16 protein-coding genes are annotated in these 14,800 nt (G+C 65.6%); 6 read left to right on the top strand and 10 right to left on the bottom strand.

All coding sequences use genetic code 11. The features are described from left to right. Positions 1-2 precede the first annotated feature (2 nt). Positions 3-878 (bottom strand): SPFH domain-containing protein, encoded by an 876-nt coding sequence (locus CSC73_RS14085; RefSeq protein ID WP_163841312.1) that lies wholly within the window; start codon positions 876-878, stop codon positions 3-5. Positions 879-995: 117 nt separating this feature from the next. On the opposite strand from CSC73_RS14085, the gene purT reads away from it, so the two are divergent. Together purT and CSC73_RS14075 are read left to right on the top strand one after the other, a co-directional pair. After that, positions 996-2,213, top strand: coding sequence for a formate-dependent phosphoribosylglycinamide formyltransferase (purT, locus tag CSC73_RS14080; protein ID WP_163841311.1), 1,218 nt, complete (start codon positions 996-998; stop codon positions 2,211-2,213). After that, entirely contained in the window at positions 2,210-2,506 is a 297-nt protein-coding gene (locus CSC73_RS14075) for a hypothetical protein (protein ID WP_163841309.1), read from the top strand. The genes purT and CSC73_RS14075 overlap by 4 nt, the downstream gene beginning before the upstream one ends. A 66-nt stretch (positions 2,507-2,572) precedes the next feature. Here the strand turns inward: CSC73_RS14075 and CSC73_RS14070 are convergent, their stop codons facing one another. From CSC73_RS14070 to CSC73_RS14055, 4 genes are all read right to left on the bottom strand, one after another. After that, the gene (locus CSC73_RS14070) at positions 2,573-3,784 is read right to left on the bottom strand and encodes an endonuclease/exonuclease/phosphatase family protein (protein WP_163841307.1); all 1,212 of its coding nucleotides are present in this window, start codon (positions 3,782-3,784) and stop codon (positions 2,573-2,575) included. Between the two features lie 110 nt (positions 3,785-3,894). Then, positions 3,895-4,278, bottom strand: a complete 384-nt coding sequence (locus CSC73_RS14065) for a DUF5339 domain-containing protein (protein WP_163841306.1) — start codon at positions 4,276-4,278, stop codon at positions 3,895-3,897. 121 nt (positions 4,279-4,399) lie between these two features. Further along, the gene (locus tag CSC73_RS14060; RefSeq protein ID WP_163841305.1) at positions 4,400-5,131 is read right to left on the bottom strand and encodes an arginyltransferase; all 732 of its coding nucleotides are present in this window, start codon (positions 5,129-5,131) and stop codon (positions 4,400-4,402) included. A gap of 3 nt (positions 5,132-5,134) precedes the next feature. Next, a complete protein-coding gene (locus tag CSC73_RS14055; protein WP_163841304.1) occupies positions 5,135-5,719 on the bottom strand; it encodes a phosphatase PAP2 family protein in 585 nt (194 codons plus the stop codon). 144 nt (positions 5,720-5,863) lie between these two features. On the opposite strand from CSC73_RS14055, the gene CSC73_RS14050 reads away from it, so the two are divergent. Continuing rightward, positions 5,864-6,469 (top strand): EF-hand domain-containing protein, encoded by a 606-nt coding sequence (locus CSC73_RS14050; protein ID WP_163841303.1) that lies wholly within the window; start codon positions 5,864-5,866, stop codon positions 6,467-6,469. A 125-nt stretch (positions 6,470-6,594) separates the two neighbouring features. Here CSC73_RS14050 and CSC73_RS14045 read toward each other — a convergent pair whose 3' ends face one another. From CSC73_RS14045 to CSC73_RS14030, 4 genes are all read right to left on the bottom strand, one after another. Then, positions 6,595-7,782, bottom strand: a complete 1,188-nt coding sequence (locus CSC73_RS14045) for an RNA polymerase sigma factor (protein ID WP_163841300.1) — start codon at positions 7,780-7,782, stop codon at positions 6,595-6,597. Between the two features lie 152 nt (positions 7,783-7,934). Further along, positions 7,935-8,459 (bottom strand): putative signal transducing protein, encoded by a 525-nt coding sequence (locus CSC73_RS14040; RefSeq protein ID WP_163841298.1) that lies wholly within the window; start codon positions 8,457-8,459, stop codon positions 7,935-7,937. Between the two features lie 2 nt (positions 8,460-8,461). Beyond that, on the bottom strand, positions 8,462-9,379 hold the full coding sequence (gene tesB / locus CSC73_RS14035; protein WP_163841296.1) for an acyl-CoA thioesterase II: 918 nt from the start codon (positions 9,377-9,379) through the stop codon (positions 8,462-8,464). Positions 9,380-9,500: 121 nt separating this feature from the next. Continuing rightward, positions 9,501-10,073: an N-acetylmuramoyl-L-alanine amidase gene (locus CSC73_RS14030; RefSeq protein ID WP_163841292.1), complete on the bottom strand. Its 573-nt coding sequence runs from the start codon at positions 10,071-10,073 to the stop codon at positions 9,501-9,503. Positions 10,074-10,187: 114 nt separating this feature from the next. On the opposite strand from CSC73_RS14030, the gene CSC73_RS14025 reads away from it, so the two are divergent. The 3 genes from CSC73_RS14025 to rlmKL all read left to right on the top strand — a co-directional run bounded on the left by CSC73_RS14025 (position 10,188) and on the right by rlmKL (position 13,507). Next, complete coding sequence (locus CSC73_RS14025) at positions 10,188-10,676, top strand: MOSC domain-containing protein (protein WP_163841289.1); 489 nt, start codon at positions 10,188-10,190, stop codon at positions 10,674-10,676. Next, the gene (locus CSC73_RS14020; protein ID WP_163841286.1) at positions 10,673-11,218 is read left to right on the top strand and encodes an alpha/beta fold hydrolase; all 546 of its coding nucleotides are present in this window, start codon (positions 10,673-10,675) and stop codon (positions 11,216-11,218) included. Before CSC73_RS14025 ends, CSC73_RS14020 begins: the two co-directional genes overlap by 4 nt. A gap of 138 nt (positions 11,219-11,356) precedes the next feature. After that, positions 11,357-13,507 carry a bifunctional 23S rRNA (guanine(2069)-N(7))-methyltransferase RlmK/23S rRNA (guanine(2445)-N(2))-methyltransferase RlmL gene (rlmKL, locus tag CSC73_RS14015; protein ID WP_163841447.1) on the top strand — a complete coding sequence of 717 codons (2,151 nt, stop codon included), beginning with the start codon at positions 11,357-11,359 and terminating at the stop codon, positions 13,505-13,507. Positions 13,508-13,662: 155 nt separating this feature from the next. Here rlmKL and ald read toward each other — a convergent pair whose 3' ends face one another. Next, entirely contained in the window at positions 13,663-14,778 is a 1,116-nt protein-coding gene (ald, locus tag CSC73_RS14010; RefSeq protein ID WP_163841283.1) for an alanine dehydrogenase, read from the bottom strand. Positions 14,779-14,800 lie beyond the last annotated feature (22 nt).

Here is a 14,800-nt window from a genome sequence, read left to right as displayed (position 1 = left end):
GCTCAGTACAGCGTGCCGGCGTTGACGATGGGCTGCGACCCGCGCTCGCTGCACAGCACCACCAGCAGGTTGCTGACCATTTGCGCCTTGCGCTCTTCGTCCAGCTGGACCACGCCTTTCTTCTGCAGTTCGTCCAGGGCCATTTCCACCATGCTGACCGCGCCGAACACGATGCGGGTACGCGCGGCGACCACTGCGTTGGCCTGCTGGCGCTGCAGCATGGCCTGGGCGATTTCGGGCGCATAGGCCAGGTGGCTGATGCGCGCGTCCAGCACCTGCACGCCGGCGTCGGCCAGGCGGTCCTGCAGTTCGTCCAGCAGATGCTTGGAAACCTCGGCGGCATGGCTGCGCAGGGCGAGCTGGCCGTCCTCGTGCTGGTCGTAGGGATAGCTGGTGGCCATGGTGCGCAGGGCCGACTCGGACTGGATGTGCACGAAGCTTTCGTAGTCGTCGACGTTGTAGACGGCCTCGGCCGAATCCACCACCTGCCACACGATCACCGCGGCGATTTCGATGGGACTGCCGTCCAGCTCGTTGACCTTGAGCTTGCCGCTTTCGAAGTTGCGCACGCGCTGGGAGACCTTCTTGGTGGAATAGAAGGGGTTGTTCCAGCGCAGGCCGTTGTCCTTCACCGTGCCGATGTACTTGCCGAACAGACTGATCACCGCCGCCTGGTTGGGCTGCACGGTGTACAGGCCGATCAGACTCAAGAACGCCACGACGCCGGTCACCAGACCGGCGATCAGCAGCAGCGGGTCGGGCGGGGCTTCGCCACGGCCGGTGCCCTTGATGAACAACCAGACTGCCAGGATGGCGACGACCAGTACGCCGAGCAGGAAGGGAATGCCGGGAAGCGAACGGAGCGGATTTTCTTTCATGGCGGTGTCCTCGGGGTTCGCAATGAAGATATCAAAGTGATATCAAATGTCAACAAGCCGCCGACGACCGGAGGAGGGGGCCGTTAAAATGAGTTTCCCTCCGTCCGGAAACCCCGCATGACCACCCTCGGCACCCCGCTTTCTCCGCACGCCACCCGCGTTCTGCTGCTCGGATCGGGTGAGCTGGGCAAGGAGGTCGCATTGGAACTGCAGCGTTTCGGAGTGGAGGTCGTTGCCGCCGACCGTTACGCCGACGCCCCGGCCATGCAGGTGGCGCACCGCTCGCATGTGCTGGACATGCTGGATCCCGCTGCGCTCCGCGCGCTGATCGCACTGGAGAAACCGCACCTGGTGGTGCCGGAAATCGAGGCCATCCATACCCAGACCCTGGTGGAGCTGGAAGCCGAAGAAGGCCTGCGCGCGGCTCCCATCCGTATTGTCCCCACGGCACGCGCAGCGCGCCTGACCATGGACCGCGAAGGCATCCGCAGGCTGGCTGCGGAAACCCTGGGCCTGCCGACCTCTCCGTACCGTTTCGTAGACACGCATGCCGACTACCGCGAGGCCGTGGCCGCCATCGGCCTGCCGTGCGTGGTCAAGCCGGTGATGTCCTCGTCGGGCAAGGGCCAGAGCACCTTGCGCACTGAATCCGATATCGATGCGGCCTGGGAGTACGCGCAAACCGGCGGCCGCGCCGGTGCGGGCCGGGTGATCGTGGAAGGCTTCGTCGACTTCGATTACGAAATCACCCTGCTGACCGTGCGCCATGCAGGCGGCACTTCGTTCTGTGATCCCATCGGGCACTGGCAGAAGGACGGCGACTACCGCGAAAGCTGGCAGCCGCAACCGATGTCGCCGCTGGCGTTGCAGCGTTCGCAGCGGATCGCGCAGACGATCACCGACGACCTGGGCGGTTGGGGTCTGTTCGGCGTGGAGCTGTTCGTGAAAGGCGACGAAGTGTGGTTCAGCGAAGTGTCGCCGCGCCCGCACGATACCGGCCTGGTGACGCTGGTTTCGCAGGATCTGAGCGAATTCGCGCTGCACGCGCGGGCGATCCTGGGTTTGCCGATTCCTGCGATACGCCAGCTCGGCGCGTCCGCCTCCTGTGCGATGCTGGCGCACGGCGACGGCGTGCCGGTGTTCTCGAACATCGAAGCCGCCCTGCAGACGCCGGATACCGCGCTGCGGTTGTTCGGCAAACCACGGGTGCAGGGCCATCGCCGCGTTGGCGTGACCTTGGCCCGCGCCGATACCTTGGACGCAGCACGACAGATCGCGCGGCAAGCTTGCGAAGCGATTTCCATCGAACTCGAACCCGAAGGAACACAGTCATGAACGGAGGCGAAGGTTACGCGGTGTTTTTCTTCCCGCAGGCGCTGGAAGCGCTGGGCGAGGCCATCAAGCCGTACCTGGCCGAAGGGCCGGCCGGCGTGCATGTGCTGTGCAGGGAAATCGACACCGGCGGCGCTTTGATCGAAATGACGCTGCAGTCCCAGACCGCCGACGGCATGCCGTCGGTCACCGAGCTGATGGTGCCCGGCAGCATGGTGCGCATGATCGTTTCGGCCCATAGCGACGGCAGTTTCGGCTTCGGGCCGCGCAAGGCCACGCCTGCCATGGGCTATTGACGGCCGGGAAACAACGCACTGGTCATCCCGGCATCCGCTGGGATGACGCCATTGCGGATGCCGCGTTCATTCGACCGACAAATCGACCCACACCAGATGATGGTCGCTGCCGTCGGCGATCCTGGCTTCTTCGCTGCCGGACGGTGGCCAGAACACTCCGCTTCCGATCAAGCCGAAGCCGGTGGACGGCAGAACGTAATCCAGCCGCATTGCGCCGGCTTTCGGGCCGAAATCTCCGGTGACATGCGCGGGCGATCCGCGATGCTCGATGCCTGTCGCGGCGTAGACGGCCGCGACCTCCGCGCCGCCCTCGCTTCGCGGGGTGGCATGGCGCATCACGCGCGGATGCTCTAGCAGTTCGAGGATCGCTTCATGCGAACCGTCGCCGTCGATAGGATCGTTGTTCAGATCGCCGGCGATCACGAAACGCGCGTCGCCGGCCAAGCCCCCGCAACGCCCCGCGTCGTCGCACAGCCAGGGCTTGTCGCCGGGCGAAATATATTCCGACCACAACCGGATTTCATCGTGATTGCGCTTGCCGTTGCGGTCTTCCGGGCCGTCGAATACCGGTGGGGTGGGGTGCGAGACCAGGAAATGGGTCGTGCCGCCCGGCGTCCGCACCGGTACGTCCCAATGCGATTTGGAAGACAGCCGCAACTGGCTCCAGATATCGTCCGGATAGAAGTAACCGCGCGAGGCAGGATCGATCGGACGCAACGCATCGGGCATCGCGCTCCAGCGCAATTTCTGGAAAGTGCGCACCGCAGCGGCGTCTATCGGGTACTTCGACAGCACCAGCATGCCGTATTGACCCGGATGCAGCCCGTAGCCCCACGCATCGTTGCCGCGACTGCGGCCTTCGCCGCCGGCTTGCCCGTTGCGATCCAGGTCCAGGCCGCTGGGAACGCCGGTATTGACCGGCGCCAGATAACGGTAGGGATACTTCAGCGCTTCGCCGCCGCCGGCTTGCGCAACCTCCAGGTAGCGATGCTGGAAAAGATCGGCGGCGCGGTGCGCATCGTCGTAATCGAATTCGTTCAACAGCACCAGGTCCGGCCGCACCCGTTGCAGTACCGCCGCGATCTTGCGCGCATGCGCGCTGTCGCCTTCCAACTCGCGGATCAAGCCGCCGGTTTCATCCGAGTACAGCGAGGTGTTGTAGGTGGCGACGCGGATTTTCTTCTCCGTTGCGTAAGCCGAAGGGTCGCCATGCACGTTGACGTGCACGCAGGCGGTGAGGACGGGGAGCATGAGCAGGGCGGTCGGGATCAGGCGCATGGCCGGATTCTGACATGCGCCCGTGTCGGTGAGGCGACAAAAAAAGCGCCCCGGTTTCCCGGGGCGCCTTCAGGGGCCGAACGACGAGGCACAGCCCCTCGCTGTCGAACTCAGAACGTGCAACCCATCGCGCCGAAACTGGTCTTGGCCTGCTCCAACGCGGTCTTGCACTGCGCGGCCAGCGCGGTCTTGTCGGTGACGGCGGACCAGCTGGCCTTCGACTGGTCGATGCCCTGCTTCATCATGTCGCGCTGGGCTTCCGGCACCTTGTCGCTGATGCAGGCATAGACTTTCTCGAGGTAGGCGTCGCATTCCGGCACGCCAGTGCTGGCGTTGACGGTATCGGCAGCAGGTGCGGCGGCGGTCGTGTCGGCAGCCGGTGCAGCGGTTGCATCGGCGGCCGGCGCAGCAGCATCGGCAGGCTTGTCGGCGGGCTTGCAGGCGGCCAGCGCCAGGGTGGCCGCAGCGGCCAGGAAAAGGGCATTCAATTTCATGCAAAGCTCCATCTGATTTAGGTTGAATGGACGAGGACATCCGCCTCGCTTGCCCCTCGGACAGGCCATTACCGACCCGGCGGGCGTGCAATGCTCTCACGACGGTCCGCTTGCCATGTTGTCAATCGGTTAACTGCGCCCTGTTCCAGTTGCGACCGTCGAAGGCTTCCAGGGGCTGGAAGCGGCGCTTGTAGTCCATTTTCCTATGGCCCTGGATCCAATAGCCCAGGTACAGATGGCGGCGCGCTTCGCGCTTCGCCCACTCCAGCTGGCGCAGGATCGCCAGGGTGCCCAGACTGCGCTTTTCCAGATTGGGGTCGAAGAAGGTGTAGACGGCCGAAAAAGCTTCCGGAGTGATGTCGGTGACGGCCACGGCGATGAGCTTGCCGTGTTCGCGCAGTTCCAGGAAGCGGCCCTGCGACCAGCTGCCCACCAGGAATTGTTCGAATTCCACCGCGCCGTGGTCGTCCATTCCGCCATCGCGATGGCGCGCGGCCAGGTAGCGGCGATACAGCGCCAGGTGCTCGTCGGTACGTTCGGCGGGCACGATGCGAGCTTCGACTTCCGCATTGCGCGCCGCGCATCGCCGCTGGCTGCGGTCGGGCCGGAATTCCATCACCGGAATACGCACCGCTACGCAGGCGCGACAGCCTTCGCAATGCGGCCGGTAGACCAGATCGCCGGAGCGGCGGAAACCCCAGCTCAGCGCAACGGGATAGAAGGAAGCCAGACGCGGATCGCGTGGGTCCAGGACCAGATCGCGCGCGGTCCGGTCTTCCCAATAACCGCAGGGGTGTTCGCCGGTATGGAACAGGCGCAGGTCGTCGGCGGGTTGTTGCGGATCGTTGCCCATCGCTCACCCCGCTCCGGCGACGGCGGCCAACGCAAAAACGATTCCGGCGAACGCGCCAGCGACGGTCCCGGCAACGAGATCGCGCGGCACGTGGCGCCGCAAGACCAGACGCGACCAAGCCACCGCGCCCGCGAAGCACAGTGCGGCAACGCCCACCCACAAAGAGGCGCCCATCAGCAGAAGCGCGGCGAATACCGCGAACGCCATGTGCAGCGAGAGCTTGCACCAGCGCGAGGTCAGCATGGCGGTCGCCACCATCGCCGCAGACAAGCACAGGCCCAGGGTGAGTTCCGCGGAAAAGCCGGACCAGGCCGCGCATGCGGCGGCCGCCAGCAACGCGGCAAACAGAAAACGGTTCAACGACCTGCGTTCGCTTTTGCCGCTGGCATCCACATGCGACCAGCGCCCGCGCCGCACTTGCCAGTTCGAATAAGCCATCACCGCCGCCGCGAAGGCGGTGAATCCAAGCCCCATCCACAACGCGATGCGGTATTGCCCGCGCGCGGCGGTCAAGGCCATGGCCGCCGACGGCAGCACCACCATCGGGTGTCCGGAGAGGGAGACGGCGCGGGCGAGGGTGTGATTCATGGGGGCAGGATACTGCGGGGTGCGCATCGCGTGGGCTGCGACTGTCCGCAAAATGAATAGGCAGGCGATGCGGTCAACGCGCCCGGGACCCGGGCGTTAACCCTGGCAGTGGCGGAACCGCGCCACGCCTTCCCGGAGATTCACATGACCCGCAAGACTCTGCTCACGCTCGCCGTCCTGACCGCGCTGGCGGCCGGCACCGCTTTCGCCGCCACCACGCCCGCCTCCAACGCTCCTGCGGCCGATGGGCAGACGGCGCCCCGCGCCAAGCCCGACAGCAACGGCGACGGCAGCGTGGACCGCGCTGAAGCCGCCAAGCACCCGCGCCTGGCCGGCAAGTTCGACGAACTGGACAAGAACAAGGACGGCAAGCTGAGCAAGGAAGAAATGCCGCACCGTGGCGATCGTCAACACGGCCGGGACGGCCATGGTCCGCGCGGCGAAGACAGGCGCGAAGCGATGGCCAAGCTGGATACCGACAAGGACGGCCGCATCAGCCGCACCGAGGCGGCCGGCGGCGAAGGCAAGCTGGCTTCGCGTTTCGATGAGATGGACGCCAACAAGGACGGTTTCATCGACCGCGCCGACCATGAGATCCGCGCCAAGCAACGCAGCGACGAATGGTTCGCCAAGGCCGATACCGACAAGGACGGCAAGCTCACCCGCGCCGAACTGGATGCGGCCAAGTCCAAGCGCATGGAGCACCGCGGCCCGCGCGGGCCGATGCCGCCGGAACAGCCGGCCGACTGATTCCGGCCTGCGCTTCGTGGCAAAACCCATGCCTGTGAGGGCATGGGTTTGGCTCTCTCCGCAACTGCTCGTCGGGGGCGTAGCCCCGACCTACGTTTGTTACAGGCCGTCCGAGCCATCGGCTCTTAGTTGAGCAATGCCCAGCCCACGGCCAGGACCACGCAGACGTTGGCGATGAGCACGCCGGTGCGGCCATACATGCTTTCGTAGGCCCAGTTGGTGCCGGTGCGCCCGCGCCGTGCGTTATCGCGCGCCAGCAGCGGCTTCATGATCCGCTGCAGCGGCACCAGGCACTGGTAGTTGATGACCGCCATGCCGGCCAGCGCATAAATCAGTATCGGCAGCCGGTGGTCGGTGATGCCGACCAGTATCAAGACGCCGATACTGAAGACCGCAGCCGTCGCGGTGTTCATGAAAATAAAACCGCGTATCCGCCTGCGTTCGTCGCTGGTATCGGCGAAGCGCAACAGACATAGGCCGCCCAGATAGCCGCCCAGCATGCCGCCCGCCAGCGCGGCCAGAACGATGTGCAGCTGCGCACCGAACATCGTGCCCCATGCGCCGAGCGCGACTCCGCCGTTGATGGCAGATGCGCCGAGCCCGCCCGCTCCCAGTTTCCCCGCGCCCGAACCCACCGCACCGGCGCCGATGAGCGCGGCGGCGCTGGCGCCAGGCGCGGCCACCATCAGCGCGCTGCTCACCGCCACCGCGAATGCGGCGCTCGGCGCGGTGGCGCGTGCGAACTCGCCGAAGCGCTTGAGCATCTCTTCGCGAACGTTGCCGCGGGCGCGCGACAGGCGTTTGCGGACTGCGGCATCGCTCAGCCCGAGCAAGGAAGCGACCTGCTGCGAACTCTGGCCCTCGCGGTAATAGAGAAGCAAGGTTTCGCGGCTTTCCTCGGGCAGGCTGGAAATGAGGTCGGCGGCGACGATTTCCTGCTCGGTCTGCAACAGTCGCTCGCTGGGAGTGGGCGAGGGGTCGGCGGCCATCTGGATCGCGATCTCCGCGCCTTCGCCCGACAGCGGCCGGTTGCGGTTGGCGCGCAGATGGTCGCGCGCCAGATTGCGGGTGATCTGGCGCAACCAGGGCAGAAAGCTGGCGGAGTTGTTGAGCCGGTCCAGCTGCTGCCATGCCTTCAGAAACGCTTCCTGGGCGATGTCCTCGCTGGCGGCCACATCGCGGGTGATGGCCAGGGCGATGGCGGTCACCGTGTTCTGGCAGGCCACTACGATGCGGCCATAGGCGGTCTGGTCGCCGCGCGCGGCGGCCGGCAGGTCGCGTTGCAGCATCAGATCGAGGGCTTCGGCGTTCATACGGGTTTCCGCAATAGGATCGGCTTTACCACGACGCCGCCAGAGCACGGATGTGACCAAATGAAATGACACCAGGTGGGAGCGGCGTCCCGCCGCGAGCTCTTGCCCTTTGCAGTCACTAAAAGCTCGCGGCGGGACGCCGCTCCCACAGGTTACTTCTTGGCTGGATCGGCGGGTTGATTCGGAATCTGCACGCGTATGGTTTCGTCTTCCTCCGCTGGCGCGGACTCAACGGCAGGCTGGGCTGGTGCAGGAGCTTGTGCAGCAGGTTGAGACGCTTCCTGTGCGCCGCGATGGCGCGTGAGCGTCACCAGCACGGCGATCGCCACTGCTATCAGTAGAGCGATGCGGATACGCCAGGCCAGCGGACGCTTGGTCGGTTCGTCGCCAGCCTCGGTGCCCGCAAAAACCAGCGGTTCCCCCTGGCTCGGACGCGTAGTCGCCAGCAGTCCGGCTGCGCGCAGGATCTCGCGCGCACGCGGCTGGTCCTCGGCGCGTTTCACCCAGACGCTGGGCTGCTGCTTGAGTTTCATCGGCTCGGCATAGCTGAACTGCCCGCCGCGCTTGCTGTGGTAGGAACGCCCGTTGGCCAGGTAGACCTCGATGCCGGCTTCTTCCAGCAGTTTGGCTACGCCTTCGACGGTTTCGACCCGCAGACTGGTGAAGACCTGGCGCATGGCTACTCCTTGGCCGGGACCAGCGCCGCGGCGCCGCTGTCGGGCACCACGCGGATCAGCCCTTCCTGCGCGGTGCTGGCCACCAGCTTGCCGTCGCGGGTGAAGATCTGCCCGCGCGCCAGGCCACGCGAGTTCTGCGCGCTGGGGCTGTCGATGGAATACAGCAGCCAGTCGTCGGCGCGGAACGGGCGATGGAACCACAGGGCGTGGTCCAGCGAAGCCATCTGCACGTTGGGCTGGTAGTAGCTGATGCCGTGCGGATAGTTGGCCGTGCCCAGCAGTTGGAAATCGGAGGCGTAGGCGAGCAGGGCATGATGCAGTTCCGGCGCGTCGCCCACCGGTTCGCTGAGGCGGAACCAGACCTGCTGGAACGGCGGCCGCTTGGGCGGGTTGAGTTCGTCGCGCGGATAGACGTGGCGGAACTCGAACGGACCGCGCCGCGACAGCCAGCGTTGCACCTTGGGCGGCAGCGTCGCCATCACTTCGGCGGGAACGGCCGGGGCCGGCTCGATGTCTTCGGGCCGTGGCACTTCCGGCATCGACAGCTGGTGCTGCTGGGCTTCGGGCTCTTCGCCCTGGAAGGAAGCCGCGCAGAAGAAGATCACCTTGCCGTGCTGGATCGCGGTCACCCGGCGCACCGAAAAGCTGCCGCCGTCGCGGGTACGGTCCACGTCGTAGACGATGGGATGGTCCACATCGCCGGCGCGCAGGAAGTAGGCATGCAGCGAATGGGCCATGCGGCCCCCGCCGTCTTCCACTGTCGCTTGCGCCGCGGACAGCGCCTGGCCCAGCACCTGGCCGCCGAACACGTACTTGGTGCCGATATCGCGGCTCTGGCCGCGGAACAGGTTGTCTTCCAGCCGCTCCAGCGAGAGCAGCTCGATCAGTTCGCTGACGACGGGTTCGGGGCTGGGGGACAAGGGAATTCCGGTGGATGCGATTTCCGTAAATTATACCGGGGCGGCGATAAGCCCCTGTAGGAGCGGGCCCTGCCCGCGACCGGGCTCCGCCGGCAACGCCCGTCGCGGGCAGGGCCCGCTCCTACAGGGCGGGTCGCAGGCGCTCGAGCTTCGTTTCCTTCATTACCCGATCCCACGGAAACAGCGGACCCGGATCCAGCTTCCGGTGCACCAGGACTTTTTCGTCGTCGCTGGCGGGAACCTGGGGGGGATCCAGGTCCTCATGGCCGGCGATGAACTTCAACGAAGGCAGTTCCCGCTGCAGGGAGTTCAGCAGGGCCGCCAGCGCGGCAATCTGCCGCTCTGTGTAAGCCTCTCGCATCGACTGGCTGCCGGTCGCCAGCCAGTCCGGATAACGGCCGGTGTTGACCAGTTCGATGCCGATGGCGCGGGGGTTGTAGCCGCGCACATGGTGGGCGACGCGGTCCAGCGCCACGTACTGGTGCACGCTGCCGTCGCGGTCGATGTAGTAGTGGCCGCTGTTGCCGGTGCCGGAGTCGTACAGCACCTGTTCGCCGAAGCGGCGCGCGGTGTCCAGGTCAGGCAGTTCGGTGCAATGGATCACCACCAGGTCGATCCGGTTGCGTGGGCGTTCGTCCAGCAGCGGTTCGTAGGGCAGGGGCGACAGGATCACAGGTGGCGGGTCGGCGGGCATGCCCGGAATGCTAGCACCCGGCCCGCGAGACAGAATCCGCTGCCGCGGCCCGGGCAGGCGCGGTCAAGTAAACTGGCGGTTCGCGCGGAGTCTGTCCGCCGCAGGAATACGCCGATGCCGCTCAACCCCGATTCCGAACTCGCCAAGCTCATGGCCACCCTGCCGCAGGTCGGCACGGTGCAATGGATAGGCCTGCGCCCGGCGCGCGACGAGTGGATGAACGCGGTCGAGTCGGTCGAAGCGATCGCCGAAGGCGGGTTGCTCGGCGACCGCTACAAGGGCGGCAGCGGCAAGCGCGGGATCACTCTGATCCAGGCCGAACACTTGCCGGCCATCGCGGCGCTGGCCGGGCGCGGCGTCGAGCCTGCCTTGCTGCGGCGGAACGTGGTGGTGTCCGGAATTCCGCTGATCGCGTTGAAGGATCGCCGGTTCCGCATCGGCGAGGTGGTGCTGGAAGGTACCGAGTCCTGCGATCCGTGTTCGCGCATGGAAACCGCCTTGGGCGCGGGCGGTTACAACGCCATGCGCGGCATGGGCGGACTTTGCGCGCGCATCGTGTCCGGCGGGAATTTCCGCGTGGGCGACGAAGTGGTTGCGTTGTGAGCCGATCCTCCGCCGGCCCGGGCCACTGCATTCTTTCGCACGGTTTCGAAAGCGGCCCGGACGCCACCAAAGTCACCGCGCTCGCCGCCGCCGCCGAACGCCTGGGCTGGACCCACGAGCGTCCGGACTACACCGGTTTCGATGCGCGGCGCGACCTCAGCGAACTCGGCGATGTGGAAGCGCGGCAGGCGCATCTGCTCGCGTTGGCCGCCGCTGCGGCGCAGCGCGGGCCGTTGGTATTGGCCGGTTCCAGCCTGGGCGCCTACATCTCCGCGCGGGTATCGTTGGAAGTTCCTGTGCTGGGCCTGTTCCTGATGGCGCCGCCGACCACGATGGGCCGTCTGGAAAACCTGGACGCCGCCGCCGTGCCGACTTCGATCATCCACGGCTGGGACGATGAACTGATTCCCGCGCAACAAGTAACCGACTGGGCGCATGCGCGCCGCGCGCGCTTGTTGCTGGTGAACGATACGCATCGATTGTCCGAGCATGTTGAAGCTTCTGCCGAAGCGTTCGCGCAGCTGCTGCAATCGATCAAATAAACAACGTCATCCCAGCGAAAGCTGGGATCCATTTTGATCTTTGCGAAAAGCTTCGACTGCAAGGACTAGATCAAAATCAAAATCAAGATGGATCCCAGCTTTCGCTGGGATGACGACTCATAAAATCTAGGAATGACTTTGAAATTCTTCGTTTCCTGCGGCAAAGGCTTGGAATACCTGCTCGTCGACGAGCTGTTGTCGCTGGGTGTGGAAAAGGCCACCGCCACCGTCTCCGGCGCCAATACCGAAGGCGAGTTGATGGACGCCCAGCGCGCGATGCTGTGGTCGCGGTTGGCCAGCCGCGTGCTGTGGCCGATCGCCGAATTCGAATGCTTGGACGAGCTGGCGCTGTACGACGGCGTTGCGGCCATTCCCTGGCAGGAGCACCTGCGCTCCGATCACACGCTGTCGGTGGACGCGCACGTGTCCGGCGACGCCATCACCCATGCGCGCTATGCCGCGCAGCGGGTCAAGGACGCGGTGGTCGATACGCTGCGTGCGCAGGGGCAGGAGCGTCCTTCGGTGGATGTGGATCACCCCGACGTGCGCATCAACCTGTCGCTGCGCAAGGGGCGGGCCACGATCTCCATCGACCTGGGCGGCGGGCCGCTGCATCGTCGCGGTTGGCGCAATGTGCAGAACGATGCTCCCTTGAAGGAGAACCTGGCCGCCGCCGTGCTGATGCGCGGCGGCTGGCCGAAGATCTACCACGAAGGCGGGGCCTTGCTCGATCCGATGTGCGGAAGCGGCACCCTGCTGATCGAAGGCGCACTGATGGCGGCCGATGTCGCCCCCGGATTGCAGCGGCACGGACGCAACCTGCCGAGCCGCTGGCTCGGATTTGATGCCGAGGGCTGGCAGCGGCTGGTCGAAGAAGCTAAGCAACGCGAAGAGAAGGGCAGATCGTCGCTGAAGCAGGCGATGTTCGGCAGCGACATGGATCCTCATGCGATAAGGGCCGCGCGCGAGAACGCCGAAGTGGCGGGAGTGGCCGACGACATCTGGTTCGGCACGCGCGAGGTGGGCGATCTGCAGGCGCCGCCGTTCGAACGCGGCACCGTGGTCTGCAATCCGCCGTACGACGAGCGGCTGGCGGCCGACAACGCGCTCTATCGCAAGCTAGGCGATGCGCTCAGGCGCACCGTGCCGCAATGGCGCGCCAGCCTGCTGTGCGGAAATGCCGAATTGGCGTACGCAACCGGCCTGCGCGCCAGCAAGAAATACCAGATCTTCAACGGCGCCATCGAATGCGCATTGATCGTCTGCGATCCGGTCGGCCCACCCAAGCAGGAAAGCAGTACGCCACGCGAGCTTTCCGAAGGTGCGTTGATGGTCGCCAATCGCCTGCGCAAGAATCTGCGCAAGCTGAAATCCTGGACCTCGCGCGAAGAAGTGAGCTGTTTCCGCGTCTACGATGCGGATCTGCCGGAATACGCGGCGGCCATCGATGTGTACCGGGAAGCGCAGGGCGGCCTGCGCACGTTCCTGCACGTGCAGGAATACGCCGCGCCGGAAGAAATTCCCGAGGCCGACGTGCGCCGCCGCCGCAACGAGCTGCTGGCTGCGGCACGCGAGGTGTTCGCGGTGCCTGCCGAACAGGTGGCGATGAAATCCCGCGAGCGCGGCAAGGGCGGCAGCAAGTATGCTGATGTGAGGCAGGGGAAATCCGAGCAACGCGGCGAGCTGCTGCAGGTGCGCGAGAGCGGTGCGCTGCTGCAAGTGAATCTGTTCGATTACCTGGACACCGGGCTGTTCCTGGATCATCGTCCGCTGCGCCGGCACATGGCGATGGAAGCGCGGGGCAAGCGTTTCCTCAACCTGTTCTGCTACACCGGCGTGGCCTCGGTGCAGGCGGCGGTGGCCGGCGCGGATTCGACCACCAGCGTGGATCTGTCCGGCACCTATCTGGAATGGTGCGCAACCAATCTGTCATTGAACGGTTTTGCCGGCGCCCAGCATCGTCTGGTGCAGGCCGACGCCTTGCGCTGGCTGGAGGCGGAGAAGAACCGCTACGACGTGATCTTCTGCGACCCGCCGACTTTCTCCAACTCCGCGCGCGCCGACGACTTCGACATCCAGCGCGAACACGTGCGTTTGCTGCGCGCCTGCGTGGATCGCCTGACGACCGAAGGCGTGCTGTACTTTTCCAACAACTTCCGGCGTTTCAAGCTGGATGCCGAAGCGGTGGCGGAGTTCGCGCAATGCGAGGACATCACCGCGCAAACGATCCCGCCGGATTTCGAGCGCAATCCACGCATCCATCGCTGCTGGCGCCTGATGCGCCTTTGATCCCCTCTCCCGTTTACGGGAGAGGGTGCCCGTAGGGCGGGTGAGGGCGCTTTTGATTTGTACGGTGGCCAAGATAGCTTTGGCAAGGGCACAAGCGCCCTCATCCGCCCTACGGGCACCTTCTCCCGCAAGCGGGAGAAGGGTTCAAAAACGAATCAACCCAGCGCCTTGGTCGAAGGCACGTATTCGTAACCAAGATCGTCGGCGACCGCCTTGTAGGTGATCTTGCCGTCGTGGACGTTGAGGCCGTTGAGCAGATGCTCGTCGTCCAGCATCGCCTGGCGCGCGCCCTTGTTGGCCAGCTGCACGGCGAAGGGCAGGGTGGCGTTGGTCAGGGCGAAGGTAGAAGTGCGGGCCACGCCGCCGGGCATGTTGGCGACGCAGTAGTGAACGATGCCGTCCACTTCGTAGGTCGGGTTCTGATGGGTAGTGGCCTTGCTGGTTTCGAAGCAGCCGCCCTGGTCGATGGCCACATCCACCAGCACCGAACCCGGACGCATCAGCTTCAACTGCGAGCGCGCGATCAGTTTCGGGGCCGCAGCGCCGGGGATCAGCACCGCGCCGATCACCAGGTCGGTGTCTGGCAGGCGTTCCTCGATCGCGTCGTGGGTGGAGTAGATCGTGGTCAGCCGGTCGCCGTAAATCTCGTCGAGATACTTCAGGCGGTCCAGCGAACGGTCCAGGATGGTCACATGCGCATTCATGCCCATGGCCATGCGCGCGGCGTTGATGCCGACCACACCGCCGCCGATCACCAGCACTTCGGCCGGCTTCACGCCCGGTACGCCGCCCAGCAGCACGCCGGAGCCGCCCTGGGCTTTCTCCAGCGCATGCGCGCCGGCCTGGATCGACATGCGTCCTGCCACTTCGCTCATCGGCGCCAGCAGCGGCAGGCCGCCCTTGCGGTCGGTGACGGTTTCGTAGGCGATGCAGGTGGCGCCGGATTTCACCAGTGCCTTGGTCTGCTCCGGGTCGGGCGCCAGATGCAGGTAGGTGTAGAGCACCTGGCCGGGACGCAGCATGGCGCATTCCACCGGCTGCGGTTCCTTGACCTTGATGATCATGTCGGCGCGCTTGAAGATTTCCTCGGCGCTGTCCACGATCTCCGCGCCCGCGCGCAGGTACATTTCGTCGGTCAGGCCGATGGCCTTGCCGCCGTCGCGCTGGATCATGACGCTATGGCCGTTGGCGACCAGTTCGCGGGCGCCGGCCGGGGTAAGGCCGATGCGGTATTCGTGGTTCTTTATTTCCTTGGGAACGCCGATCAGCATTTTTCTCTCCAGGTGCGATAGG

This window comes from Pseudoxanthomonas sacheonensis, from assembly GCF_010093305.1.
Taxonomy (GTDB): Bacteria; Pseudomonadota; Gammaproteobacteria; order Xanthomonadales; family Xanthomonadaceae; genus Pseudoxanthomonas_A; species Pseudoxanthomonas_A sacheonensis.
The sequence above is the reverse complement of the archived record's forward strand: the minus strand, read 5'-3'. Positions and strand labels throughout refer to the sequence as shown.